This window comes from Sphingomonas melonis (assembly GCF_013409985.1).
Lineage (GTDB): Bacteria > Pseudomonadota > Alphaproteobacteria > Sphingomonadales > Sphingomonadaceae > Sphingomonas > Sphingomonas melonis_A.
On sequence record NZ_JACCBY010000002.1, the window covers coordinates 652,408 to 677,238 of the forward strand.

The following is a 24,831-nucleotide window of genomic DNA, read 5'->3' on the forward strand; positions in this document are numbered from 1 at the left end:
GAGACGTGAAGATAGCGTTAGGAACGCTAATTCAACGATTTCGCGAACATCCGAGCGCCCTCCCCAAGGCCGCCGGCCTGCGTTATCATGAAGCGATGATCCGTGCGCTGCTTTTGGTGACCGCCATGTTCACCGTCGCCAATCCCGTTTCGGCACAGTCGGCGCCACCGCTGACCGAGCTGCGCATCGCCGCGGTCAGTTCGATGACCCAGTCCGAACGGATCGCACCGGACCAGCAGCAGACCCTGCGCCGCCACAGCGGACCGGTCACCCTGGTGGTTCTGGAAAAGGGTATCGGCCGCGCCCGCCTGCTCCGGGTCGACGGCGTCGTCACCGCTGCGGAGTCGAGCCAGCGCCTGCTCTGCGGCACCGCGGTCACGGCCGGCGCCTGCCACCCCGGCGACAGCGCCACCGGCATCGAGACGACCTATCATCTCGGCCCGCTGCCGTCCGGCACGACGCTGACGGTGCAGGACACGTCCGCGACGCTGCCGGCGCGTACATTGTCGGCGGAGATCGTCCTGCGCTGACCGCGCGCGCACCTGCCTCGGCCGGCACCGACGACGCGGCCGCTGGGGGTGCGACCATCGCCCCTCCCCCGCGGCGCGGAGAAGGGGCGACCCGGATCAGAAGTGATAGCCCGCGGTCAGCTGCAGGATCGGATAGACCTTATACGACTCGGCATCCTCCTCCAGGTTCCGCCGCTCGATCTCGAGATCCTCGGGATCGACACCGCCGTTGCTCGCGGTCAGCGATTTCGCCCGCAGCCCGCCCTGGAACATCGCACCGGCCTCGATGCCCAGCTTGAGCCCCTTGGTCAGGTGCCCGGCATATCCCAGCGACAGCGTCGGTGCGATCGGCTTGAAATCGGCCTGCGCGTGCAGCGTGCCGACCTCGAACGGCGCATAGATGTCGTCGCCGATCTCGGTGAACGTCGTCGGCGTCGCATAGGCATGCGCGTGGTTCTTGTTGAGCCGCGCCCCCGCCGACACAAAGAACCCGCTGCCACCGACGTGATAGTCGACCATCAGCCCGACCGAGCGGAACCGGCCCTCGCCGCTGTAGGTGATCCCGTCGGCCTCGACCTCGCGCGACAGGTTGAGGAAGGTCGCGTTGCCGCGGACCGCGAACTGGTTGCCGAGCGCGACGCTCGCCTCCGGGCCGACGCCCAGCGTGCCGGCGGTGATGCCGACCGAAGCCTTGGCAGGCGTGCCACGCGCAAGCGCGGGCGAGGCGACTGCAACGGCAGCCAACGCAAGAACGGCCGACGTGAGCCGGACGGTAGAACGGTACATGGTCCCCCCTAGGGATTGGGACGCAGTCGCGGAAGTCTGCGCCACGGTACGAATGGATGGCCGCGAATCTCGAAAGGACAGGCGCAGGCGACCGCCGCCCCCGGACGGGGCGCGGCGGACGGCGTCAGCGCAGGATCAGGGCTCCGCCGCGAGGCGCGTCGCGCACGGAGGATGCAGCCCGGCGGTCACCGCGCCGGCTGGAGATGGACGCCGCCATGTCGGCACGTCCGGAAACGATCGCTGCTGCTGCATTGATCTATTATAGCCGGAGCGGCCGGTTTCGCCGGCTCGCGCGGAAGAAAAGCACGGTTTTCTGCCGCTGTTTCGGCTAAGCACCGGAACCGGCTACACTCCTGCCCGCGCCGGCATGGCCCCCGCTGCCGCGCGACGCAGCCGCCTAGCCTGCGACGATCTCCACCGCCGCGGGATGGCCGAGGAACCCCGCCGGGCTCGCCGACGCGCCATAGGCGCCGGCGAGGAACACCGCGATCACGTCGCCCGGCTCCGCCCGCGGCAGGCCGATCCGGTCGCCGAGCCGGTCGAGCGGCGTACACAGCGGCCCGACCACCGACACCGCCTCCGCCTCCGCCCCATCGACGGCGCGCGCCAGCGCGAGCGGATAGTTGCGCCGCACCACCGTGCCGAAATTGCCGCTCGCCGCCAGCTGGTGGTTCAGCCCGCCGTCGGTGACGAGGAACGTCTCGCCCTGGCTCTCCTTCCGATCGACGACGCGGGTCAGGTAGACGCCCGCCTCGGCGACCAGCCACCGCCCCAATTCGATCGCGAACCGCGCCGCCCGCAACACGTCGGTCCGCGCCGCCAGCGCCTCGGCCAGCGCCGCGCCGACCCGCTCGACGTCGAGCGGCACGTCGCCCGCGAAATAGGGGACGCCGAACCCGCCGCCGAGGTTGACCAGCGGCGGCATCGCCCCCGCCTCCTCGCTCAGCCGCGTCGCCAGCGCCAGCGTCGCCGCCTGCGTCTCGATGATCGCGCCGGCATCCAGCGCCTGGCTGCCCGCATAGATGTGGAAGCCGCGCCAGTCCGCGCCAGCGGCGACGATCCGCCGCACCAGCGCCGCCGCGCGCAGCGCATCGACCCCGAAGGGCGACGGCCGCCCGCCCATCTTCATGCCCGATCCGCGCAGCTCGACATCGGGATTGACCCGCACCGCCAGCCGCGGCGCCACGCCGAGGTCCTCGCCGAGCCGCAACGCCCGCTCCGCCTCGCCTTCCGATTCGAGGTTGAGCGTCGCGCCGCTGCGGATCGCGCCGATCAGCTCGGCATCGCGCTTGCCCGGGCCGGCAAAGCTGATCGCCGCCGCGGGCTTGACCGCCAGCGCCGTTTCCAGCTCGCCGCCCGAGGCGACGTCCAATCCGTCGACCAGCGGCGCGATCCGCGTGAGCAGCGCCGGCAAGGGATTGGCCTTGATCGCATAATGGAGATCGATGCCCGGGAACGCCGCACGGAACCGGTTCACCCGCGCGGCGACGATGCCCGCATCATAGACGAACACCGGCGTCTCCGCGGCCCAGTCCGCCGCCGCGGTGCCCGCGATCGTCAGCATGCCGGACTGGCCGGCGAACTCCGCCGGCAGGGGCCCCATCGGCTTCATGCCGTCACCTCGTTGCGGATCGCGGCGCGATCCAGTTTGCCATTGGCGTTGCGCGGCAAATCGTCGTGCCACAGGTAATGCGCGGGCTGCATGAAGCTCGGCAGCAGCGTGCGCAACCGCGCGCGCAGCGCCTCCTCCTGCGCCGGATCACCGGCCAGCACCACGACGATCCCCTGCCCCAGCCGCGCATCGGGCACGCCGACCGCCACCGCCTCGCGCGCCTCGCCGCCGGCGAGCACCGCCTCCTCGATCTCGAGCGGGCTGATCCGGTTGCCGGCACTCTTGATCATCTCGTCGTCGCGCCCGACGAAGCGGAACAGCCCGTCCGCCCCCTCGATCACAGTATCCCCCGACCAGACCGCCAGCCCGCCGCTCGCCGCCCAGTCGGGCGCCGGCCGGAAGCGCTGCGCCGTCCGCTCCGGGTCGCGCCAATAGCCCTGCGCCACCAGTGGCCCGGCATGGACCAGCTCGCCCGGCTCGCCCACCGCCCGCACCCCGTCGGCGCGCACCGCCATCACCTCGGCGAAGGGGATCCCCCGCCCCATCGCATCCGGATGCGCGTCGATCAGCGCCGGGTCGAGCCAGGTCGACCGGAACGCCTCGGTCAGCCCGTACATCGCGACCAGGTCCGCGGCCGGAAAGCGCGAGCGAAGGCCCCGCACCAGCCGCTCGGTCAGCGCCCCGCCCGAGTTGGTCAGCCGCCGCAGCCGCGCCGCAGTCGCCGCCGGCCAATCGACATCCAGCAGCTGCACCCACAGGGGCGGCACCCCGGCCAGCGTCGTCGCACCGACCCGCTCCACCGCCTTCACCACGTCGCGCGCGCTGAGATAATCGAGCGGCGCCACCGCCGCCCCGGCGTACCAGCTCGACAGCAACTGGTTCTGACCATAATCGAACGACAGCGGCAGCACGCCGAGCACCCGGTCCTCCGCGGCGATGCGCAGATAATGCGCCACCGACACCGCGCCCAGCCACAGATTGGCATGGCTGAGCATCACCCCCTTCGGCCGCCCGGTCGAGCCGGAGGTGTAGAGGATCGCCGCCAGCGCCTGCGGATCGCCCTTCGACCGCCCCGGCCCCTCGCCGGCGAGCGGCACCGCATCCTCTTCGACGATCCGACAGCCCGCCGGCACGTCGCCCGCCTCCAGTGTCGCCGCCCGCACCGCCTGCGTCACCAGCAGCGCCGCGCCGCTGTCGGCAAGGATATGCGCCACCTGCGCGCGCCGCAGCGCCGGATTGACCGGCACGTGAATTAGTCCCGCCCGCGCCGCCGCCAGCGGCATCACGCAGGCGAGCGCCGTCTTGGGCAGCCAGCTCGCCACCCGCTCGCCCGCCGCCAGTCCGAGCCCGCCGAGCCACCCGGCCGCACTCGCCACCGCCGCCTCTACCTCGGCGAACGACCATGTCCGCCCGCGCTCGATCAGCGCCGGCGCGTGCGGCGCCCCGCGCAGCAGATGGTCGAGCGGAAACGGCGTGGGATCGGGCGACAGCATGGCCCCTCATAGCGCCACCCCGTTGCCGAATGCAGCCCCAGCCTCTAACGGGCGACGATCCGCAACCGACCAGGGCCGCCGCTTTGCTTCCCGAAGGCTATGACACCGTCGAAACCACCGTCCGCGCCGTGCTGCGCGACGTGCTCGGCCTCTCCGCGGACCGCGTCGCGGGATTCACCGCGACGACACCGCTGTTCGGCGCGCTGCCCGAACTCGATTCGATGGCGGTAGCCGGCGTGCTCACCGAGATCGAGGACCGGCTCGGCATCCTGATCGAGGATGACGAGGTCGACGGCGAGATGCTGGAGACGTTCGGCGCGCTCGTCGAATTTGCGGCGAACAAGGCGCTCGTCTAGCGTCGCGCGGCATGGCGCCGCGCATCGATCATTACGACTGGGCGGACGGGCGCGAGGCGATGCTGCGCTTCGGCCTCGATGCGGGACCGCTGCTCGTCGCCGCGCTACCGCTGTTCGAGGAAGCCAACCGCACCCGCACCTTCACCGTCACGCTGCTGCGCGCGCTCGCCGCCCGCGGCATTGCCAGCGTGCTGCCCGACGTACCGGGTCAGGGCGAGAGCATGGCGTCGCTGACGGACCTCACGATCCTGCGGATGGCCAGCGCCCTCGAAGCGGTGACCGATCGCTGCCTTGAGCAAGGCCGTCGGACATATGCCCTCGGCATCCGCAGCGGCGCGCTGCTCGACGTCTGCGCCCTGCACAGCGGCCGCTGGTATCTCGCGCCGCAGACCGGCGACGAGCTGCTCCGCGATCTGCACCGCATGTGGCGGGCCGCCGGGCACGTCGGCGACGCCACGACGATGATCGCCGGCGCGGCTCGGGCGGAGATCGCCGGCAATCTGCTGCCGACCGACCTGTTGGTATCGCTGGCGACCGCGGTGCCGTTCGATCAGCCCGGCATTCCCCGCCGCATCGTCCGCCTCGCCAGCGACCGCGCCGAAGCCGACCGCCACATCGATGCTGCCCCGCTATGGCGGCGCAGCGAACCGGGCAACGATCCCGCGCTTGCCGACACGCTGGCCGACGACATCGCCGAATGGCTGGCGCGATGCGAAGCCTGATCGCCTTTCCCTGCGCCGGCGAGACGCTGATCGGCACGCTCGACGCCGCGCCGGGTCGCGTCGGCCTGCTGATCGTCGCCGGCGGCAACGAGATTCGCTGCGGCGCCCACCGCGGGATGGCGCTGCTCGCCGCAGAGGTCGCGGCGCGCGGCTATCCCGCCTTCCGCTACGACCGCCGCGGCATCGGCGATTCGACCGGCGAGAACCATGGCTACCTGTCGGCTAGCGACGACCTCGCCGCCGCCGCCACCGCCTTCCGCGCGCAGGCGCCCCGGCTCACGACGATCCTCGCTTATGGCAATTGCGACGCCGCGAGCACGCTCGCGCTGTTCGGTCGCGCCGCCGGCCTCGACCGCCTCCTGCTCGCCAACCCCTGGACGATCGAGGAGGCGGATGACCTGCCCCCCGCCGCCGCGATCCGCGCCACCTATCGCCAGCGCCTGACCAGCCCGCAGGCATGGGCGCGGCTGCTCACCGGCCGCATCGACGTGCTGAAGGCGATCCGCGGCTTGCGCAAAGCGTCCAGCAAACCGCCCCACGCTTTGGCGGCGCAGGTCGTGACCGCGATCGAAGGCTGGGGCAATGCCGCGACGGTCCTCCTCGCCACCGGCGACGCCACCGCCCAGGCCTATCGCGCTGCCGCCCGCCACCTGCCCGCAAAGGCGATCGACACCACCTCGCACAGCTTCGCCCGCGAGGCGGACCAGCGCCAGCTCCACGACATCGTGCTGGCCGCGCTGGCGGATGCCGAAATCTAGCGCGGATCGACATTCGAACTTCAAGAAAATTCCTCCCCCGCCAGGGGGAGGTGGCATGCCGAAGGCATGACGGAGGGGGAGGACACGCAACCGAAGACGGCGCTAACCTCCCCCTCCGTCACGGCTGCGCCGCGCCACCTCCCCCTGGCGGGGGAGGAGTTTACTGACTGTCGATCCGGCCGCTTAACGCAACGACGCAGAAGCATTGCATCCGCAGATACCCCGCGCCGCTCACGACGCGCCGCGACCCACCCCGCTCGGAACACCTTCGCGCCTTCGCGCCTTCGCGCCTTCGCGCGGCTATTCCGCCGCCTCGGCCAGCTCCTCGAACTCTGCCGCCGCGAGGAACCGCTCCGCGTCGAGCGCTGCCATGCACCCGGTCCCCGCCGCGGTCACCGCCTGGCGGTACACCTTGTCCGCCACGTCGCCGCACGCGAACACGCCCGGCACGCTGGTCCGGGTCGAGCCGGTCTCGACCGCGATATAGCCGTCGTCATCCAGCGCGAGGTGGCCGCGGAACAGCTCGGTCGCCGGGTGATGGCCGATCGCGACGAAGCCGCCCTCGACCTCCAGCCGCGAATGCTCGCCGGTCACCGTATCCTCCAGCGTCAGCGCGACCAGCCCGGCATTGCCGCCGCCATCGACAAATTCGCGCACTTCCTTGTTCCACAATACCGTGACGTTGGGATGCGCGTGCAGCCGCTCCTGCAGGATACGCTCGGCGCGCAGGGTGTCGCGGCGATGGATCAGCGTCACGTCGTCGCTGTGGTTGGTCAGGTACAGCGCCTCCTCGACCGCGGTATTGCCGCCGCCGATCACCGCCACCTTCTTGCCGCGATAGAAGAAGCCGTCGCAGGTCGCGCAGGCCGACACGCCCTTGCCCTTCATCGCCTCTTCCGATTCGAGCCCGAGCCACTTGGCCTGCGCGCCGGTGGCGATCACCAGCACCTCGCCCTCATAGACGTCGCCGCCGTCGCCGATCAGCCGGAACGGCCGCTGCGACAGGTCGACCTCGACGATCGTGTCCCACATCAGCCGCGTGCCGACATGCTCGGCCTGCTTCTGCATCTGCTCCATCAGCCACGGGCCCTGGATGACGTCGGCGAAGCCGGGGTAGTTCTCGACGTCGGTCGTCGTGGTCAGCTGTCCGCCGGGCTGGATCCCCTGCACCACGATCGGCGCCATCCCGGCGCGCGCGCCATAGATCGCCGCCGACAGTCCTGCCGGCCCCGACCCGAGGATGAGCATGCGCGTGTTATGGGTGGTCATGGGAACAAAGCCTGTCGGGAGTGGAAGATTCGCCTGCTGATCTAGGAGATCGGCAGGCGAATTTGAACCACTCCCGGCGTCCGGCTCAGAAGGTCGTGGTGACCCCCATGACGATCTGCCGCCCGAGCAGGTCGTAGTTGAACATCGTGTTCGCGCGCAGCAGCCCCAGCGTGCTGCGCGAATCCGGCACCAGCGGCGGGTCGCGGTCGAACAGGTTGTTGACCGAGGCGCGCAGCGTGTAGCGCTTGGCGATGTCGAAGCTCAACGACAGGTCGATTTAATCATAGGCCGGCACGCCGGTGTAGAAGCGGCGCAGCTGGTCGGGATCGAGCGGGATGCCGGTGCTCGCATCGGCATTGTAGGTGATCGTCATCGGCGCGATGTGGCGCCAGTTGACCGAGGTGTGGATCACCTGATCCGCCGATCCCCAGGTCGCGCGCAGCCCGTGCTTCCACTTGGGCAGGCTCTCGCCGCAACCGACGCCGTAATAGCCGACGCAGTTGCGCGGCGGCACGTCGGGCGAATCCTGCCCGCCGACATAGGTCATCAGCGTCCCGTTGAACGACAGTTCGAGCGACCCGGCAACGCCCAGACCCAGATTGTACTGGCCCTGGAAATCCCAGCCGTGCGACTGCTGCTTGTAGCCGTTGCTCGTCCCTTGCGCGATCCAGCCGGTCGGCGAATTGTCCGCCGCCGCGCTGGTCAGCGTATAGCTGCCCGGATTGCGCACCACGCCGCGGCAATAATAATCGAGGCCCGTCAGCAGACAGCCGTTGAGGAAGTCGGCGGCGGCGAAATAATTGATCGAATCCTTGAGGTCGATGACGAACCGGTCGGCCGACACCGTCAGCCCCTTCAGCATCCGCGGCCGCAGCACGACGCCCAGCGTCTTGGTATAGGCCGTCTCCGGCTTCAGCCCGAAGCCGCCGTTGCGGATCGTGCAGAGCTGGTCGGGGCAACTGATGTCGGCGCTGCCGTACAGCGTGTCGGGCAGGCCGGTGCGCCGGCATTGCTCCAGCGTCGCGGTCGGCGCCAGCCGCACCTTGGGGTCCGACGAATTGGGGTCCGGGCTCGACGCGCAGGGATCGTTGCGCGATCCGTTGGTCGCATAATAGATCGAGCTTGCCTGATCCGCCTGGATCACCGTCGGCGCGCGCTGCGCCTTGTTGAACGACGCGCGGAAGGTGATGTCGCTCACCGGCGCCCACAGCCCCTCGACCTTCCAGGTGCTGAACTGCCCCTGCAGCCGGTTGTACTTCGACATGCGATAGCCGCCGTTGACCTGCAACAGCTCGGTGAAGGCGCGCTTCTCGATCAGCGGCGCCTGCGCCTCGGCGTTCACCTCCCACACGTTCTGCGTATAGGTCACGTCCTCGCCGCCGTTGGTCAGGCGGAATTGCGCGTCCGCGGTGCTGGTGAAGGATTCGGCGCGGAATTCCGAGCCGAACGCCAGCGCCACGCCCTGGTTGGCGAACGGCGAGGTGATGCCATATTTGCCGAGGTCACCGCTCAGCACCGCCAGCCCCTGCCACATCCGCGGCACGATCGACTGGGTGCCGTCGGCGCTGAGGAACATGTAATTGACGGCCGCCGCATCGTTGTTGAACGGCTTGAACGCGTTGAACGGCACGCAATCGCGGTCGGCGCCGGTGATCGCCGCGACGCAGGTCGGCCGGCCGTCGACGGAGACGACGTTGAGCGCCCTGTTCACCCGGTCGAAGGTCGGCGCGGCGGGATAGATCGTCGTGCTCTTGCCGCGCGAATAGACGCCCGCGACATCATAGCTCCACGCATCGTCGAGCACCCGGCCACGCAGCCCGGCGGTGATCCGCAGCCCCTTGTTCTCGAAGCGGTTCTGCACCAGCGGCAGCCCGTCGAAGCGATAGCGGATGTCGAGCGGCACCAGCCCGGTCGCCTGCGCGCCGCACAGCGTCGTGCGCTGGCTGCCCGACAGGAACGGATTGTCGCAATTGACCTGATAGGGATCGGTGCCGAACGCGGTGAACGAATAGAGCCGGTTGGGCAGCGTGTTGTACGAGCGATCGCGATAGAACAGGGCGGTCGAATAGAGTTCGATATCGCTCGACAGCCGCGCCCGAAGGAAGGCGCCGGTGTTGATCCGGCTGAAGTTGCGCTGGAACGGGATGTCGTCGAACGGATTGACCGCGGTTCCCGGCCCGGAATTATAGGGTGCGAACCCGCCCGATCCGTCCGGAGTGTTGACCAGCGTCCGCCGCGCATTGTCGCCGGCCCAGGGCAGGATCGTCCCCGCCGCGGTATAGGTGCTGCGCGTGCAGCTCAGCGCGCCGGTCGCGATCGTCTGCGTCACCTCGCAGGCCGAGGTCGCCCGATCGCCGAGCGAGACCTGGCTCGACGACCGATAGGCGGCGAAGCCGGTTATGTTGACCGCGCCGTCGAACAGCGTCTTGCCCGCGGTAAACGACAAAGCGGCACGGCCGCCGTCGTTGACCATGCCCGACCGGGCCGGGAAGAACGCGCTGCGCGCCGCGTCGGTGACCGCATTGTCGCGATTGTCGTGGTTGAAGAAGCTGTAATTGCCGGTGAGCGTCACCCCCTCGTAATTTTTCTTGAGGATGAAGTTGACCACGCCGGCGACCGCGTCCGACCCGTACACCGACGAGGCGCCGCCGCTCAGCACGTCGACGCGATCGACCAAGGCATTGGGGATGATGCTGACGTCCATGCCGTTCTGGATGCCCAGCCGCAGGCCGTCGACCAGCGTCAGCGTCCGCTCGAAGCCGAGGCTGCGCAGCTTGATGCGCTGCTGCCCGTTCGATTCGGCGTAATTCTGCTCGGCATTGGCCTGCACCTGCGGCAGCCGGTTGAGCACCTCCTCGATCGTGGTCGCGCCCTGCTGCGCGATCTCGGCCGCGGTTGTCGTGGTGATCGGCGCTGCCGAGGCATTGTTCGGCCGTGCGATGCGCGTGCCGGTCACGACGATATCGTTGCCGCTCTCCGCGCTGCCCGGGCGGCCCCGCTCCGCGTCGATCTTCGCCGCGGCGACCGGATCGCCGCTGGTGGTGACGGGGTCCTGATCCTGCCCCTCCCCCGCCGCCGTGGCGGCCGGCGCCTCCGGCGTGGTCTGCGCGCCGGCGGTGGCCGGCATCGCCATCAAGGCCGCGATCGAACAGCCAGCCGCAAGCATCCCTTTGTACAGCATTGATAAACCCCCAGTTCTACCGGGTGCCGCCGTCGTCCGCACGCTACGGATCGCCGTCGTCACCGCTCCCTGCAGAATGATGGGAGGGCTGTATGTCTGGACGCTGCGCACGAGGGGTCCTTGCCCGCCGTTGCTGCCCCGCCACGCCTCTCCCATGTCCGCAATGGACTGGTCTCATGCAAATACAATTAGTTCAATACCAATCTCTGCGGTAATTTTGCTTTAACAGGTTTTCAAATACTTAGCAGGCTGCCCCTCGGCGCGGACGCACTCGAGGGTAGGACAGCAGCGCTGACAGGCCGGCTAACCGCTTGCGTTCGCACCGCGTCCCCGCTGGAAGCCGCGGGCACCGCCGGTCCACCTGCGCGACCCTCCTGCGATACCAATATCGGACAGGTGGCCCGGTGCCGGCCCGCCGCACCTTCCCCGTCGCGATGACATATGGCCTGCATCCAACCCGTCGCCCGCGCGTTCCCGTCCGCGTAGCGTAAGGGATGAACAACGTGGCCGACGACAGCATCAGCACCGAACCTTATACCGGTCCGTCCGGCGGCTGGGGGTCGATGAAATCGGTCGCCAAGATCAACCTGCGCGAGAAGGTCAATCCGGAGACCGTCCGCGAACTCGCCCGCCAGAACAAGCCGGAGGGCTTCATGTGCGTGTCGTGCGCCTGGGGCAAACCCGCGCATCCGCATATCGCCGAATTCTGCGAAAACGGGGCGAAGGCGACCGCATGGGAGCTGACCAGCTATCGCACCACGCCGGAATTCTTCACGAAACATACCGTCAGCGAACTGCGCGGCTGGAAGGACTTCGACCTCGAACAGGCCGGGCGCCTCACCCACCCGATGAAATATGACGCCGCCAGCGACCGCTATGTCGCGGTAAGCTGGGACGAGGCGTTCCAGGACATCGGCGCGCACCTCAAGACCTACGATCCCGCCAAGGTCGTCTTCTACGCCTCCGGCCGCGCCAGCCTCGAGACGAGCTATATGTGGCAGCTGATGGCGCGCATGTACGGCAGCCAGAACCTGCCCGATTCGTCCAACATGTGCCACGAGACGACCTCGGTCGGCCTCAAGTCGGCGATCGGCTCGCCGGTCGGGACGATCCATCTGTCGGATTACGACAGCTGCGACATGATCCTGTATTTCGGCCAGAACCCAGGCGTGAACAGCCCGCGCTCGCTGCACCCGCTGCGCGCCTGCGCCAAGCGCGGCGTCGAGATCATCGTCTTCAACCCGCTGAAGGAACGCGGCCTCGAACGCTTCACCGATCCGCAGAACCCGGTCGAGATGGTGACCGGCAAGTCGACGCCAATCGCCAGCCAATATCATCAGGTGAAGACCGGCGGCGACATCGCCGCGATGCTCGGCATCTGCAAATATGTCATCGAGGCCGACGACCAATGCCAGCGCATCAAGGCGCCCGCGATCCTCGACCATGCGTTCATCGCCGAACACACCAAGGGCTTCGAAGCCTTCGCCGAGATGGTCCGCGCGACGAGCTGGGAGCGGATCGAGCATGAAAGCGGCCTCGCCCGCGCCGAACTCGAAAGCGTCGGCGCGATCTACGCCCGGTCGAAGCGGGTGATCTGCGTCTACGGCATGGGCCTGACCCAGCACGTCCACGGCATCGATAACCTGCACACCCTGGTCAATCTGATGCTGTTGCGCGGCAACGTCGGCAAGCCCGGCGCCGGCTTCGGCCCGGTCCGCGGCCACAGCAACGTCCAGGGCCAGCGCACCGTCGGGATCACCGAAAAGCCGGAACTGGCGCCGCTCGACCGGCTCAAGGAGCTCTACGACTTCGAGCCGCCGCGCGAGAAGGGCTGGGACACGGTCGAGGCGTGCGAGCAGATCATCGCCGGCACCGCGCAGGCGTTCGTCGGGCTCGGCGGCAACCTCGCCCGCGCGGTGCCCGCGACCGCGGAGATCGAGCCGGCGTGGCAGGGCCTCGACCTTACCGTCAGCATCGCTACCAAGCTCAACCGCACGCATCTGCTGCCCGGCCGCACCTGCTACCTGCTGCCCTGCCTCGGCCGCATCGAGACCGACGAACAGGCGAGCGGACCGCAGGCGGTGACGATGGAGGACAGTTTCAGCCGCATCTACGGCTCGCGCGGCAAGGCGACCCCCGCCGCGGAGACGTTGCTGTCGGAACCGGCGATCGTCGCCGGCATCGCCAAGGCGACGCTCGATCCCAATCCCCGGCTCGACTGGGACGCATGGGTCGGCGACTACAGCCTCGTCCGCGACGCGATCGAGGCGACCTATCCCGACAAATTTACCCGGTTCAACGAACGGATGTGGGTGCCGGGCGGCTTCTGGAAGGGTGTCGAGGCGTCACACCGCCAATGGCTGACGGAAAGCGGCCGCGCCGAGTTCAACGTGCCGACGACGCTCAATGCCACCGGCTTCGACGAGGCGCCCGGCCGCTTCCGGCTGATGACTTTGCGCTCGAACGACCAGTTCAACACCACCGTCTATGGCTATCACGACCGCTTCCGCGGCATCAAAGGCACGCGCGACATCGTCTTCATGAACCGCGCCGACATGGCGACGATGGGGCTGGCCGAGCACGATCTGGTCGATCTGGTCGGCGATGCCGGCGGCAATGGCGACCGGCGCGTCAACAAGCTGCTCGTCGTGCCCTATGACATTCCGCAGGGCTGCCTCGGCGCCTATTATCCGGAGTGCAACATCCTCATGCCGGTCACCCACAAGGCCGAACAAAGCCATGTTCCGGCAGGGAAATCCGTGCCGGTGCGGGTGGAGCGCGCAGCCTGATCCTCGCCGCCATCCTCGCCGGCGGCCGGTCGAGCCGGTTTGGACAGGACAAGGCTACTGTCCTGTTCGAGGGGCGGCCGCTGCTCGCGCATATGCGTGACCTTTGTGAGGTTCGGGCCGACGCGGTTGTCGTCGTCGGGCGCGCCGGGGGCGTGCCGGACCTGCCCGGCCCCGACTTCGGCCCGCTCGGCGGCATCGCCGGCGCGCTCGGCCACGCCGCCGCGCACGGCTTCGATTCGGTACTGACGCTGCCCTGCGACATGCCCCGCCTGCCCGGCGCGCTGCTCGACGCCTTGCTCCGCCGCGCGCCGAGCTATTGCAGCGACGCGCCCGTCATCGGCCACTGGCCCGCCGCGCTCGCCGCCGACCTGCTTGCCCATATCGCCGCCTCGGACCGCCGCTCGGTGCAGGGCTGGGCGCGTGCGATCGGCGCCATCCCCGTCGCCAGCCCCGAACCGCTCGCCAACATCAACACGCCCGCCGACCTGCTCGCGCTATGAGCCCGTCGCGGCCCGAGCCGACGCTCATCCTCCGCCGCGACGGCAGCGTCACCCCGGGCAGCCGCGCGATCGCGGTCGAGACGCCGGTCGCGATCGAGGTCGACGGCCTCGGCTATGCGGTGATGATGATGACGCCGCACGATCTGGAGGCGTTCGCCACCGGCTTCATGCTGACCGAACGGCTCGCCGACACGCCGGCCGACATCCTCGACATCGACGCCTTCCACGCGCCCGCCGGCTGGATCGTGCGCATCGCGCTCGCCGACCGTTGCCGCGGCAGAATCCACGACCGCATTCGCCACCGTACCAGCGACACCAGCTGCGGCCTCTGCGGCATCGCCAGCCTCGAACAGCTCGCCCGCCCCGTCGCCCGCCGCCCGGATCGGCCGGCGCTGGCGCCCGCCGCGCTGTTCGCCGCGCTCGACCGGGTCCGCGACCACCAGCATCTCAACCGCGACACCGGCGCGGTCCACGCCGCCGCCGCCTGCGGCCCAGACGGCGCCATCCTGGCGCTGTGCGAGGACGTCGGCCGCCACAATGCGCTCGACAAGCTGATCGGCCGCCAGACGGCCGATGCGGCGTTCACGCTCGTCACCTCACGGATCAGCTTCGAGATGGTCGACAAGGCGCTGGTCGCAGGCACGCCGCTGCTCGCCGGCATCTCCGCCCCGACCAGCCTCGGCATTGATCACGCCCGCGCCCACGGCCTCACGCTGGTCGCACTGGCACGCGCCGACGCGATGCTGGTGCTCAACGATCCGTGGTCGCTGTTCGCGTGACGACACGCTGCGAGGAACCTCGCAGACGGCGTAGATACAATACTGTCAGACTGACTCACACCGGCGGGCGCTACCGAAATGGTAGCGGAGGAGGGACTTGAACCCCCGACCCCAGGATTATGATTCCCGTGCTCTAACCAGCTGAGCTACTCCGCCCCGCCGTGTGAGGTGGCGCCTATAAGTGCGTGATGGCGCAGCCGTCAAGCGAACATATGACGGGAAAGTGCTTCCCATGGTCCGCCGCGATACCACCAGGTCGCCAGCCCCGCGATCTCGACCTCGCGCGGACGGAAATCGCGGCTGAGCGCGGTCAGCAGCAGCTTGGCGATATTGGGCTGCACCTTGTTCTGGATCGTGACGTGCGGCCGCCAGCCGCCGGCGTCCTGCGGCGTCAGCAGCCCGGAGAAGGCATCGGCCAGGTCGTGCCGGATCGCGACCAGTTCGGGCGATTCGATCCGATAGGCCACGCCGCGCCCGAGCGAGATCAGCCCGCCGACCCGCGCCACGGGTGCCGCCACGCCCCGCGTCATCCCGGCGAGCCGATGCTTCAGCTCAGCCTCCGCCGATGGCGGCAGATGGTGGAACATAGTCAGATGCGCCGAGAGCTGGTTGCGTTCGGGCGGGAAATGCGCGTCGCGTTGCGCGTCGAACCAGCCCTGATCCTGCCGCCCGAACAGGGCGGTCACGATGATCGGTGCGGGGCCGGCGACCGGGGCGGATGACGGCGCGCTCAAATCTCCACCTGGCTGCCGAGCTCGACGACGCGGTTGGTCGGCAGGCGGAAGAATTCCATCGCGCTCTCCGCGTTGCGCAGCATCCAGGCGAACAGCTTCTCGCGCCACAGCATCATCCCCGGCCGCTCGGAGGGCAGCAGGGTCTGGCGCGACAGGAAGAAGCTGGTGTCCATCATCTTGAAGTCGGCGCCGCAGCTATGCACGCGCTTGAGCGCTGCCGGCACGTCGACCTCCTCCATAAAGCCATAACGCAGGATCAGCCGGTAGAAGCCCTCCCCCATCTCCTCGTTGATCGCGCGCTCGGCCTCGGGCCAATAGGGCTGCTGGACGATCTTGACGGTCAGCAGGATCACGCGCTCGTGCAGCACCTTGTTGTGCTTGAGGTTGTGGAGCAGCGCGTGCGGCACGCCGTCAGACGACGAGGTCATGAACACCGCCGTCCCGGGCACCCGGCTCGCCGAGCTGGCGGCGGAGGTGATGAACACCTTGATCGGCATCGCCGCCTCGCGGAGGCGGTCCATCATCAGCTGCCGTCCCTTCGACCAGGTGGTCAGGAAGGTGAAGACGATGAAGCCGACCATCAGCGGGAACCAGCCGCCATCGGGCACCTTGGTGAGGTTCGCCGAGAAATACGCCCCATCGACGAGGAAGAAGAGGCCGAGCAGCGGCGCGGCGGCATAGATCGGCCAGTTCCACAGCCGGGTCAGCGCAACGCCGAGCAGGCACGAATCGATGAACATCGCCCCCGTCACCGCGATGCCATAGGCCGAGGTGAGGTTGGACGAGGTGCGGAAGAACAGCACCAGCAGGATCACCATGACCATCAGCATCCAGTTGACGATCGGGATGTAGATCTGCCCCGCGGTGGAGGCGCTGGTATGTTCGATGCGCAGCCGCGGCATGAAGCCCAGCTGGATCGCCTGCTGCGTCACCGAGAAGGCGCCGGAGATCACCGCCTGGCTGGCGATGATCGCCGCCATCGTCGCCAGGATCACCAGCGGCAGCTGCAGGCTGTCGGGGGCGAGCATGTAGAACGGGCTCTTCAGCGCCTCCTGCCCGTCGCGGAACAGCAAGGCGCCCTGGCCCAGATAATTGCACATTAGCGCGGGCAACACGAACACCAGCCACGACAGGCCGATCGGCTTGCGGCCGAAATGCCCCATGTCGGCATAGAGCGCCTCGGCGCCGGTCACCGCGAGCACCACCGAGCCCAGCGCCAGGAAGGCGCGCACCGGATCGGCGAGGAAGAAATGCACCGCATGGTGCGGCGAGAAGGCCCAGAGCACCTCCGGCGTCTGCGCGACGCTGATCAGGCCGAGCACCGCGATCACCGCGAAATAGACCAGCATGATCGGCCCGAAGACGAGGCCGATCCGCGCGGTGCCGCTCTTCTGCACCCAGAACAGCGCGATCAGGATCGCGATGACGATCGGCAGCACCAGTCCACCGAATGCGGGCGCGGCGATGGCGAGCCCCTCGACCGCGCCGAGCACGGTCACCGCCGGGGTGATCATCGAATCGCCGTAAAACAGCGACGTCGCGAAGACGCCGAGCAGGATGATCCCCGCCGACCAGCGCCGGCTCTTGGTCCGCCCCGAGACGAGCGCGAGCAGCGCGAGGCTGCCGCCCTCCCCCTTGTTGTCGGCGCGCATGATGATCGCGACATATTTGATCGTCACCACGATCATCATCGACCAGAACATCAGGCTGAGCACGCCCATGATGTGCAGCGGATCGAGCGTCAGCTGGTGATGGCCAGCGAAGGTCTCGCGAAAGGCGTAGAGCGGGCTGGTGCCGATATCGCCGAACACGATGCCGATCGCCCCGACCGCCAGCTTGAGCAGGCCGTCGTGATGACCATGATCGTTCGAATCGTCCCGCGCACTGGGGACGGCGGCCGGTACGGGCCCACTCACGAGCGGTACGACCGATCCGACGCGCTGCGGAGACCGGCGCTGTTCCCAACCTGTTCCATAACATGGCGCCTTAGCATGGGCTGAACGATGCGGGCAACGCCGTCGCTTTCGCCCGGTGCCGATCAGGGACGCCTAAACACCTCCCGGATCACGAAATGCGAGGCGAGCCGGGTGACGCCCGGCAATCGCGCCAGTGTCTCGCGGTGGATACGTTCGAACGTGTCGTCGCGGCGCACCTCGACGTGCAGCATATAATCCGCCTCGCCGCTCATCAGGAAACAGTCTCGGATTTCGGGCACTTCGCCGATCTCGCGTTCGAACGCCGCCATAGTCTCCTCGCGCTGGTCGCGCAACGTGACGTTGACCAGCACGACGCTGGGGTTACCGCGCGCCGCCTTGCTCAACACCGCGCGGAATCCGGCGATATAGCCGCGCTCCCGTAGCGAGCCGACCCGGCGATGCGCCGCGCTCGGCGACAGGCCGACGGCCTCGCCGAGTTCAGCGCTGGTCAGGTCCGAGTTGGCGACCAGCTGGGACAGGATTTTACGGTCGAGGGCATCGAGCATGATCCTCCCGCTATACCCGCGTGTCGCGCAATGACATCCCGTGCGTCACGGGCAGGTCGCAAAACAATGCGACCTTCTCCCGCACGGTCGCGGCTATGGGTGGAGCAGAAGAGGAGAACACAGATGCGCATCGGCGTCCCCAAGGAAATCAAGAACCACGAATATCGCGTCGGCCTGACCCCTCCGTCGGTCGCCGAGCTGGTTGCCGCCGGCCATGAGGTCGTCGTCGAGACCAGGGCAGGCGCCGGCATCGACTTCGAGGATCAGGATTATATCGACGCCGGCGCGACGATCCTGGCCGATCCCGCCGCGGTGTTCGCCGCCGCCGACATGATCGTGAAGGTCAAGGAGCCGCAGGCGAGCGAGATCGCGCTGCTCGAACCGCGCCACCTGCTGTTCACCTATCTCCACCTCGCCGCCGACAAGCCGCAGGCCGAGGGGCTGATCAAGTCGGGCGCGACCTGCATCGCCTATGAGACGGTGACCGCGGCGCGCGGCGGCCTGCCGCTGCTCAAGCCGATGAGCGAGGTCGCAGGCCGCATGTCGGTGCAGGTCGGCGCGCATTATCTCGAAAAGGAACAGGGCGGCCGCGGCGTGCTGCTCGGCGGCGTGCCAGGCGTGGTGCCGGCCAAGGTCGCGATCCTCGGCGGCGGCGTCTCCGGCGTCAACGCGGCGCAGATGGCGGTCGGCATGCGCGCCGACGTGACGATCTACGACATCTCGAACGATCGCCTCGCCGAGCTCGACATGTTCTTCTCCAGCCAGATCAAGACCGCTTATGCCAGCAAGGCGGCGATCGCCGCGGCGGTGAAGAGCGCGCATCTCGTCATCGGCGCGGTGCTGGTGCCGGGCGCGGCCGCGCCCAAGCTGGTGACGCGCGAGATGGTCAAGACGATGAAACGCGGCGCGGTGATGGTCGATATCGCGATCGACCAAGGCGGCTGTTTCGAGACCAGCCATGCGACGACGCACGAGGACCCGGTGTTCGAGGTCGACGGCGTCACCCATTATTGCGTCGCCAACATGCCGGGCGCGGTCGCGCGCACCTCGGCGTTCGCGCTCAACAATGCGACGCTGCCGTTCGCGCTCAAGCTCGCCAATCTCGGCGCCGAGGCGGCGATGGCGGCCGATCCTCATCTCGCCAATGGTCTCAACGTCTCCGGCGGCAAGATTCGCCATCAGGCGGTCGCCGAGGCGCTCGACCTGCCGTTCGAGGCATGGAACGGCTGAGGCGGAACGAACGCGGAACAGGGTGGTTGAAGCCTCCGATACCAAGAGAGGCTTCAACCATGTCCGAGACCGAAAACCCCAAGACCCACCCGACGTCGAACGCCGAAAAGGATCCGGACGACTGGACCACGGGCGATGAGACGATGACCGGCGCGCAGGCGAGCTATCTCAAGACGCTGTCGGAAGAAGCCAGCGAGACGTTCGACGACACGCTGACCAAGGCGGAAGCGTCGAAGCGGATCGACGAACTGCAGGGCAAGACCGGTCGGGGGCAATAAGCACCCCTGATATGAGTCGCTGAAGACGGGACTTCGAAGTCAGGCACGGACATTCGTTCCGCCTGACTTCGGGTCCCGTTTTTCGTGAGCCGGTCAACCGCGGGGCGGGAGCTCGGCCGAAGCCGGTTTACGGGCGCTCTTCCCACGATGGATCAGTGCAAAATCCGAAACTACAAGAGAAGATCGTTTCGGTTAGGTGTCCATATTGTTCATCGCGCGGCGCCGCCGCTGGACGACTAACGCTGGGGCTGCCGCTGCGGCTGGCTCGCCAGCAACCGGTCCAGCAAGGCCAGCCGCACCGCGATATCGCGCCGATAGGACGCCCGCTCCGGGCAGAGCGCCAGCGCCTTTGCCCACGCCTGCCGCGCCGCCGGATAATCATTGGCACGGATATAGGCGAGGCCAAGGAAGAACAGCGGTGCGGGATGCTCCGGTGCGATCCGGATCGCTTGGCGGAAGGCGAACAAGGCGGGTGGCGACACGACGTTGCCGTCATGCGTCGCCAGCGCGGTGCCGAGCCCCGTCCATAGCATCAGGCTCTGCGGATAGCGGTTGAGACCGCCGAGGATCGCCCGCACCGCCGACCGCCGGTCACCCGAGCGCGCCATCGCATCCGATGCGATCAGATAGGCCGCATCGGCGGTGAAGCGGCCGAGCATCCGCTCGCGCAGATCGACCAGCGAGGGATCGTCGGCGACTCGCAGCGCCTCCGGCCGCGCCGGACTGGCCGGCAGCGTCGGCGAGCCCTGCCATGCATAGCCCGCCGCACCGAGCATCAGCGCCGCACCGATCATCGACCAGAGCAGCCGGTCGACGCGCAGCAGGATCAGCGCCGCCATCGCCGCCGCCGCGATCAGGATGAGCGCCAGCCAGCCCATCAGCGCCGACGCCGCCTGAAACTGGAGCGGGCGATCGCCACGCCCAAGGCAAGCAGCGCGATCGGCGCCAGCCACAGCGGCCAGGTCGCCGCACCGAGCGGCGGATCGTAGCTGACGTAATCGCCGTAACGCTCGATCAGCCACGTCCGGATCGCATCGGGCTTTTCGCCGGCCGCGATGCGGCTGCGCACCAGGGCGCGCATGTCGCCCGCCATGCTCGCGTCGCTGTCCGCGATCGACTGGCCCTGGCAGACGAGGCAGCGCAGCGTCGCCATCAGCGCGCGCGCCTGCGCTTCCTGCGCCGGGTCGCGCAGCTGCGTATTGGCGAGCGCGGCGGGCGGCGTCGACGGGTCGGCCGACGCCGGGGCGGCGATCAGCGCGGCGAGCAGCAGCCAGTGTCTCATCGCGCGTTCCGCACGGCGGCGGCGATGGCGTCGACCTCATCGGCGCGGATATCGCCGATATGCTGGAGCACGATGCGACCCGTGCCGTCGATCACGAAGCTCTCCGGCACGCCCGACGAGCCGAGCGCGAGTTGCACCGCGCTCTGCGCATCGCCGCCGACCCGGTCGTAGGGATCGCCATAGCGGCTCAGGAAGTCGCGCAGCGCGGGCGCGGTGTCGCGGATCGCGATTGCGTCGATCGGCACGCCCATCGCCTTCAGACGCAGCAGCTGCGGTGATTCGGCGGCGCAGGGAATGCACCAGCTCGCGAAGATGTTGAGCAAGCGCGGCCGGCCCTGCCGGAACGCGGTGCTGGACAGGCCGGGCTTGCCCGGCGCGATCGGCGGCAGCGTGAAGTCGGGGAGCGGCTTGCCGATCAGCGCCGAGTGCACCGTACGGTCGGCGGGGCGGAACAAGCCGCTCGCCACCACCACGAGCAGCACGGCGAAGGCGACCAGCGGCGTCCAGAGCAGCACGCGCCTCATGCGAACGCCTCCCGTGCCGCGGCGCGTCGCTCGCGCCGCCAGCGTCCGACCAGCGACAGCAGCCCGCCGAGCGCGATCAGCGCGCCGCCGAACCAGATCAGCGTCACGAACGGCTTCCACCACAGGCGCAGCTGCCAGCGTCCCTGCCCGTCGGGCTGACCCAGCACGGTGTAGAGCTGGCCATCCCATTCGGTGGCGATTGCGCTTTCGCTGGTCGTGGTGACCGGGTCGGAGAAGAAACGCGACTGCGGTCGGAGCACAAGCCGCTCACCGTCGCGCGTGGCGCTGAGCCGCGCCTCGAGCGCCGACCAATTGACGCCCACCACCGGCTTGATGCCGTCGAGCCGCACGACATAGGGGCCGACGCGCACCGGCTGGCCGACCCGCGCGGCGACCAGCGTCTCGGCAGTATAGGCGCTGTCGCACGCCATGCCGGCGAGGCTGACGGCGATGCCGAGATGCGCGACGACCATGCCCCAGGTGAACAGCGGCGTCCGCCACGGATTGCGGCCGATCAGCGGCAGCACGCTCGCCACCGCCAGCCCGGCGGCGAGCGACAGGCCGAGCAGCGGCATGACGCCCGGCGGCGCCAGCGCGACCAGCCCGGCGCCGGTGAACCCCGCCGCGGCGATCGGCCAGATCAGCCGGTCGAGCAGCGCGCTTGCCTCGTCGCGACGCCAGCGCAGCAGCGGCCCGACCGCCATCACCACGACCAGCGCGAGCGCGATCGGCCCCGCCGCGGCGTTGAAGAACGGCGGGCCGACCGAGAGCTGGACGCCGAAGCCCGCCGCGACGAGCGGGTAGAGCGTGCCGATCAGCACGACGCCGAGAATTACCGACAGCAGCAGGTTGTTGATCACCAGCCCGCCCTCGCGGCTGACGAATTCGAACGTGGTGCCGGCGCGCACCGTCCCGATCCGCGCCGCGAACAGCGCCAGCGCACCGCCGATATAGAGCGCGAGCAGCACGAGGATGAACGCGCCGCGCTCGGGATCGACGGCAAAGGCGTGGACGCTGGTCAGGATGCCCGAGCGGACAAGGAAGGTGCCGATCATCGACATCGAAAAGGCGACGACGGCGAGCATCACCGTCCAGGCGCGCAGGCCGTCGCGGGTGGCGAGCACGGTCACCGAATGGAGCAAGGCGGTCGCCGCGAGCCACGGCATCAGCGACGCATTCTCGACCGGGTCCCAGAACCACCAGCCGCCCCAGCCGAGTTCGTAATAGGCCCAATAGCTGCCCGCGGTGATGCCGAGCGTCAGGAAGATCCAGGCGCCGAGCACCCAGGGCCGCATCGCCTTGGCGAACACCGGGCCGACATCGCGCGTGACGAGCGCCCCGACCGCGAAGGAGAAGGCGACGGATATGCCGACATAGCCGATGTAGAGCGTCGGCGGGTGGAAGGCCAGACCGGGGTCCTGCAACAGCGGGTTGAGGCCGAGGCCGTCGCTCGCCGCCGGGCTGATCCGTGCGAAGGGGTTGGAGGCGAAGAGCAGGAAGGCGTAGAAGCCGAGCGCGATCGCCGCCTGCGCGCCCAGCGTCGCGATCAGCGTACGCTCGGGCAGTCGCCGCTCGAGAAACGCCACCGCGCCGCCGGCGAGGCCGAGGATCGTCACCCACAACAGCATCGACCCTTCGTGATTGCCCCAGGCGCCGGCGAATTTGTAAATCCACGGCTTGGCGGAATGGCTGTTCTCGACGACCAGCTTCACCGACATGTCGGAGGCGAGGAAAACGGCGACCAGCGCCACCATCGCCAGTGCCGCAAGCGCCCCCTGAACGATCGCGATCGGCCGCACCGCCGCGACCGGCGCCGGCTGCGCGCGCGTCAGCCCAAGCGTCGCCATCGCCAGTTGCAATGCCGCCAGCGCCGCCGCCAGCCAGAGCGCGGCGAGCCCCGCCTCCGCCATCATGGCTCGAGCGTCCGGGTTTCGTGCATCTTGCCGGCGAGTTCGGGCGGCATGTATTTTTCGTCGTGCTTGGCCAGCAGGTTGGTGGCGGTGAAGCTGCCGTCGGGGTTGAAATGCCCCTCGGCGACGACGCCGGAACGCTCGCGGAACAGGTCCGGGGTGATACCGGCGAAGGTGACGGGCGTGGTGGCGATGCCGTCGCCGACGACAAAATGGACGGTGACGCCGTCAGGCGCGCGCTTGATCGACCCCGCTTGCACCATGCCGCCGAGGCGCACCGCGCGACCGAGCGGCAGGCCCTGCCGCGCCACGTCGGAGGGGGCGTAGAAGAAGGACGCCTGATCCTTGAGCGCCGACATGGCGAGCAGCGCCGCGGCGACCACCGCCGCCAGCGCCAGCAGCACCAGCGTCAGGCGTTGATGCTTGGCCTTCATTTCTCGGCGCGCTTCATCGCCAGCCAGCTCGCCAGCAGCAGCGCCACGGCAGCACCGAGCGCGATCGCATAGGCCGCGATGACGAACGGCCAGGCGTTCATGGCCGCGCCATCCGCCGCATCCGCGCTTCCGCCTTCAGCCGCGCGAGCGTGGCGCGCATCCGCATCAGCACGATCCCCGCGAACAGCAAGGTGAAGCCCGCCATGGTGAAGCCGAGCGGCCAGAGGATGCTGCCGGCGATGCTCGACCGGGTCAGGCCGATCGACGGCCCCTGGTGGAGCGTGTTCCACCACACCACCGAATAGCGGATGATCGGCAGCAAGACGGTCCCGGCGATGCCGTAGAGCGCGGGGATGCGGCCGTCGCCGCCGCGCTCGGCATCGGCGCGGGCGAGCGCCATATAGCCGCAATAGACGAAGAACAGCAGCAGCATCGAGGTCAGCCGCCCGTCCCACTGCCACCACGTCCCCCAGGTCGGCCGCCCCCAGATCGATCCGGTGACGAGGCAGACCGCGGCGAACACCGCGCCGGGCAGCGCGATCGCGCGCGCCGCGACATCGGCGAGCGGATGCCGCCAGACGAGGAAGGCGATGCTGCTGATCGCCAGCCCGCTCCAGCCGCCCATGCCGAGCCAGGCGGCGGGCACGTGGATGTAGAGGATGCGGACGCTGTCGCCTTGCAGATAGTCGGGCGGCGTCTGCGTCAGTCCCGCCCAGCAGCCGACCGCCAGCAGCACGAGTCCCGCCCACAGCAGCACCGGCGTCGCCGGACGCGCAAGAGCGAGGAAACGCGCAGGATTGGCAAGGGCATGGAGGGTCGGCACGGCTACACCAGCCATAGAAAGCTTTGCGGGCGCCGTCACCCGTTACCGTCGCGTGTTGGACGACTTGGACGATAAGGACACCTTAACGGAAACGATCGAGCCGTATCGTTTCGGAAATTGTGATGATTGGCGCGATGAGAAGGAGCTTGGGCGGGGCTAGCGGAACGAGGGGTGTCGGACGGGGAGGGTGCTTGCTTCGGTGCGTTGCGGTGGTGTGGAGGCGGCGTCATCGCCCCTGCTTCGAATTGAAAGCGCGACGGACATGCCTATCCGGTGAGGTCGGCGCCTGCGGAGACGCCCCCTCCACCACCCGGCTGCGCCGGGCGGTCCCCCTCCCCCGCTGCGCGAGGGAGGAATGAGGGTCGGGTATTTGGCTGGTT

24 protein-coding genes and 1 tRNA gene are annotated in these 24,831 nt (G+C 68.8%); 9 read left to right on the forward strand and 16 right to left on the reverse strand.

The annotated features are described in order from the left end of the window. Nucleotides 1–95: 95 nt before the first annotated feature. Entirely contained in the window at nucleotides 96–530 is a 435-nt protein-coding gene (locus HD841_RS09615) for a YolA family protein (RefSeq protein ID WP_257015392.1), read from the forward strand. Nucleotides 531–626: 96 nt separating this feature from the next. Here the strand turns inward: HD841_RS09615 and HD841_RS09620 are convergent, their stop codons facing one another. The 3 genes from HD841_RS09620 to HD841_RS09630 form a co-directional block, all read right to left on the reverse strand. Beyond that, nucleotides 627–1,295 carry a hypothetical protein gene (locus tag HD841_RS09620; RefSeq protein WP_179508628.1) on the reverse strand — a complete coding sequence of 223 codons (669 nt, stop codon included), beginning with the start codon at nucleotides 1,293–1,295 and terminating at the stop codon, nucleotides 627–629. Between the two features lie 397 nt (nucleotides 1,296–1,692). Then, nucleotides 1,693–2,907: a pyridoxal-dependent decarboxylase, exosortase A system-associated gene (locus tag HD841_RS09625; protein ID WP_179508629.1), complete on the reverse strand. Its 1,215-nt coding sequence runs from the start codon at nucleotides 2,905–2,907 to the stop codon at nucleotides 1,693–1,695. Continuing rightward, nucleotides 2,904–4,400 carry an AMP-binding protein gene (locus HD841_RS09630; RefSeq protein WP_179508630.1) on the reverse strand — a complete coding sequence of 499 codons (1,497 nt, stop codon included), beginning with the start codon at nucleotides 4,398–4,400 and terminating at the stop codon, nucleotides 2,904–2,906. Before HD841_RS09630 ends, HD841_RS09625 begins: the two co-directional genes overlap by 4 nt. A gap of 83 nt (nucleotides 4,401–4,483) precedes the next feature. On the opposite strand from HD841_RS09630, the gene HD841_RS09635 reads away from it, so the two are divergent. The 3 genes from HD841_RS09635 to HD841_RS09645 are packed head-to-tail and all read left to right on the forward strand — an operon-like array spanning nucleotide 4,484 to nucleotide 6,236. Beyond that, nucleotides 4,484–4,756 (forward strand): acyl carrier protein, encoded by a 273-nt coding sequence (locus HD841_RS09635; protein WP_179508861.1) that lies wholly within the window; start codon nucleotides 4,484–4,486, stop codon nucleotides 4,754–4,756. 11 nt (nucleotides 4,757–4,767) lie between these two features. Then, entirely contained in the window at nucleotides 4,768–5,478 is a 711-nt protein-coding gene (locus HD841_RS09640; protein ID WP_179508631.1) for a hypothetical protein, read from the forward strand. Next, nucleotides 5,466–6,236, forward strand: a complete 771-nt coding sequence (locus HD841_RS09645) for a hydrolase 1, exosortase A system-associated (protein ID WP_179508632.1) — start codon at nucleotides 5,466–5,468, stop codon at nucleotides 6,234–6,236. Before HD841_RS09640 ends, HD841_RS09645 begins: the two co-directional genes overlap by 13 nt. 300 nt (nucleotides 6,237–6,536) lie before the next feature. Here HD841_RS09645 and trxB read toward each other — a convergent pair whose 3' ends face one another. The 3 genes from trxB to HD841_RS09655 all read right to left on the reverse strand — a co-directional run bounded on the left by trxB (nucleotide 6,537) and on the right by HD841_RS09655 (nucleotide 10,686). Continuing rightward, complete coding sequence (gene trxB / locus HD841_RS09650; protein WP_179508633.1) at nucleotides 6,537–7,505, reverse strand: thioredoxin-disulfide reductase; 969 nt, start codon at nucleotides 7,503–7,505, stop codon at nucleotides 6,537–6,539. Nucleotides 7,506–7,590: 85 nt separating this feature from the next. Further along, the gene (locus HD841_RS20745; protein ID WP_257015393.1) at nucleotides 7,591–7,770 is read right to left on the reverse strand and encodes a TonB-dependent receptor; all 180 of its coding nucleotides are present in this window, start codon (nucleotides 7,768–7,770) and stop codon (nucleotides 7,591–7,593) included. A gap of 12 nt (nucleotides 7,771–7,782) precedes the next feature. Further along, entirely contained in the window at nucleotides 7,783–10,686 is a 2,904-nt protein-coding gene (locus tag HD841_RS09655) for a TonB-dependent receptor plug domain-containing protein (RefSeq protein ID WP_257015394.1), read from the reverse strand. Between the two features lie 494 nt (nucleotides 10,687–11,180). Here HD841_RS09655 and HD841_RS09660 point away from each other — a divergent pair, with 494 nt between their 5' ends. The 3 genes from HD841_RS09660 to fdhD are packed head-to-tail and all read left to right on the forward strand — an operon-like array spanning nucleotide 11,181 to nucleotide 14,754. Next, nucleotides 11,181–13,475 carry an FdhF/YdeP family oxidoreductase gene (locus tag HD841_RS09660; RefSeq protein WP_179508634.1) on the forward strand — a complete coding sequence of 765 codons (2,295 nt, stop codon included), beginning with the start codon at nucleotides 11,181–11,183 and terminating at the stop codon, nucleotides 13,473–13,475. Between the two features lie 11 nt (nucleotides 13,476–13,486). Beyond that, entirely contained in the window at nucleotides 13,487–13,975 is a 489-nt protein-coding gene (locus HD841_RS09665) for an NTP transferase domain-containing protein (RefSeq protein WP_373562993.1), read from the forward strand. After that, on the forward strand, nucleotides 13,972–14,754 hold the full coding sequence (gene fdhD, locus HD841_RS09670) for a formate dehydrogenase accessory sulfurtransferase FdhD (RefSeq protein WP_179508635.1): 783 nt from the start codon (nucleotides 13,972–13,974) through the stop codon (nucleotides 14,752–14,754). Before HD841_RS09665 ends, fdhD begins: the two co-directional genes overlap by 4 nt. A 79-nt stretch (nucleotides 14,755–14,833) precedes the next feature. Here fdhD and HD841_RS09675 read toward each other — a convergent pair. From HD841_RS09675 to HD841_RS09690, 4 genes are all read right to left on the reverse strand, one after another. Further along, nucleotides 14,834–14,910, reverse strand: a tRNA-Met gene (locus tag HD841_RS09675). Between the two features lie 44 nt (nucleotides 14,911–14,954). Beyond that, a complete protein-coding gene (locus HD841_RS09680) occupies nucleotides 14,955–15,488 on the reverse strand; it encodes a 2'-5' RNA ligase family protein (RefSeq protein ID WP_179508636.1) in 534 nt (177 codons plus the stop codon). Then, complete coding sequence (locus HD841_RS09685) at nucleotides 15,485–17,404, reverse strand: potassium transporter Kup (protein ID WP_179508637.1); 1,920 nt, start codon at nucleotides 17,402–17,404, stop codon at nucleotides 15,485–15,487. The genes HD841_RS09680 and HD841_RS09685 overlap by 4 nt, the downstream gene beginning before the upstream one ends. Nucleotides 17,405–17,526: 122 nt before the next feature. Next, nucleotides 17,527–17,970 carry an Lrp/AsnC family transcriptional regulator gene (locus HD841_RS09690; protein WP_179508638.1) on the reverse strand — a complete coding sequence of 148 codons (444 nt, stop codon included), beginning with the start codon at nucleotides 17,968–17,970 and terminating at the stop codon, nucleotides 17,527–17,529. 123 nt (nucleotides 17,971–18,093) lie between these two features. On the opposite strand from HD841_RS09690, the gene ald reads away from it, so the two are divergent. Beyond that, nucleotides 18,094–19,200 (forward strand): alanine dehydrogenase, encoded by a 1,107-nt coding sequence (gene ald / locus HD841_RS09695; RefSeq protein WP_179508639.1) that lies wholly within the window; start codon nucleotides 18,094–18,096, stop codon nucleotides 19,198–19,200. 59 nt (nucleotides 19,201–19,259) lie between these two features. Further along, nucleotides 19,260–19,478, forward strand: coding sequence for a DUF3072 domain-containing protein (locus HD841_RS09700; RefSeq protein ID WP_179508640.1), 219 nt, complete (start codon nucleotides 19,260–19,262; stop codon nucleotides 19,476–19,478). 236 nt (nucleotides 19,479–19,714) lie between these two features. On the opposite strand, the gene HD841_RS09705 is transcribed toward HD841_RS09700, so the two are convergent. The 6 genes from HD841_RS09705 to ccmC form a co-directional block, all read right to left on the reverse strand. Continuing rightward, nucleotides 19,715–20,356, reverse strand: a complete 642-nt coding sequence (locus HD841_RS09705) for a tetratricopeptide repeat protein (RefSeq protein WP_179508641.1) — start codon at nucleotides 20,354–20,356, stop codon at nucleotides 19,715–19,717. After that, nucleotides 20,356–20,760: a cytochrome c-type biogenesis protein gene (locus HD841_RS09710; protein WP_179508642.1), complete on the reverse strand. Its 405-nt coding sequence runs from the start codon at nucleotides 20,758–20,760 to the stop codon at nucleotides 20,356–20,358. The genes HD841_RS09705 and HD841_RS09710 overlap by 1 nt, the downstream gene beginning before the upstream one ends. Further along, complete coding sequence (locus tag HD841_RS09715) at nucleotides 20,757–21,284, reverse strand: redoxin family protein (protein WP_179508643.1); 528 nt, start codon at nucleotides 21,282–21,284, stop codon at nucleotides 20,757–20,759. Before HD841_RS09715 ends, HD841_RS09710 begins: the two co-directional genes overlap by 4 nt. After that, the gene (locus HD841_RS09720; RefSeq protein ID WP_179508644.1) at nucleotides 21,281–23,197 is read right to left on the reverse strand and encodes a heme lyase CcmF/NrfE family subunit; all 1,917 of its coding nucleotides are present in this window, start codon (nucleotides 23,195–23,197) and stop codon (nucleotides 21,281–21,283) included. The genes HD841_RS09715 and HD841_RS09720 overlap by 4 nt, the downstream gene beginning before the upstream one ends. Further along, complete coding sequence (gene ccmE, locus HD841_RS09725; RefSeq protein WP_179508645.1) at nucleotides 23,194–23,628, reverse strand: cytochrome c maturation protein CcmE; 435 nt, start codon at nucleotides 23,626–23,628, stop codon at nucleotides 23,194–23,196. The genes HD841_RS09720 and ccmE overlap by 4 nt, the downstream gene beginning before the upstream one ends. A gap of 97 nt (nucleotides 23,629–23,725) precedes the next feature. Continuing rightward, nucleotides 23,726–24,466: a heme ABC transporter permease CcmC gene (ccmC, locus tag HD841_RS09730; protein WP_218845475.1), complete on the reverse strand. Its 741-nt coding sequence runs from the start codon at nucleotides 24,464–24,466 to the stop codon at nucleotides 23,726–23,728. Nucleotides 24,467–24,831 lie beyond the last annotated feature (365 nt).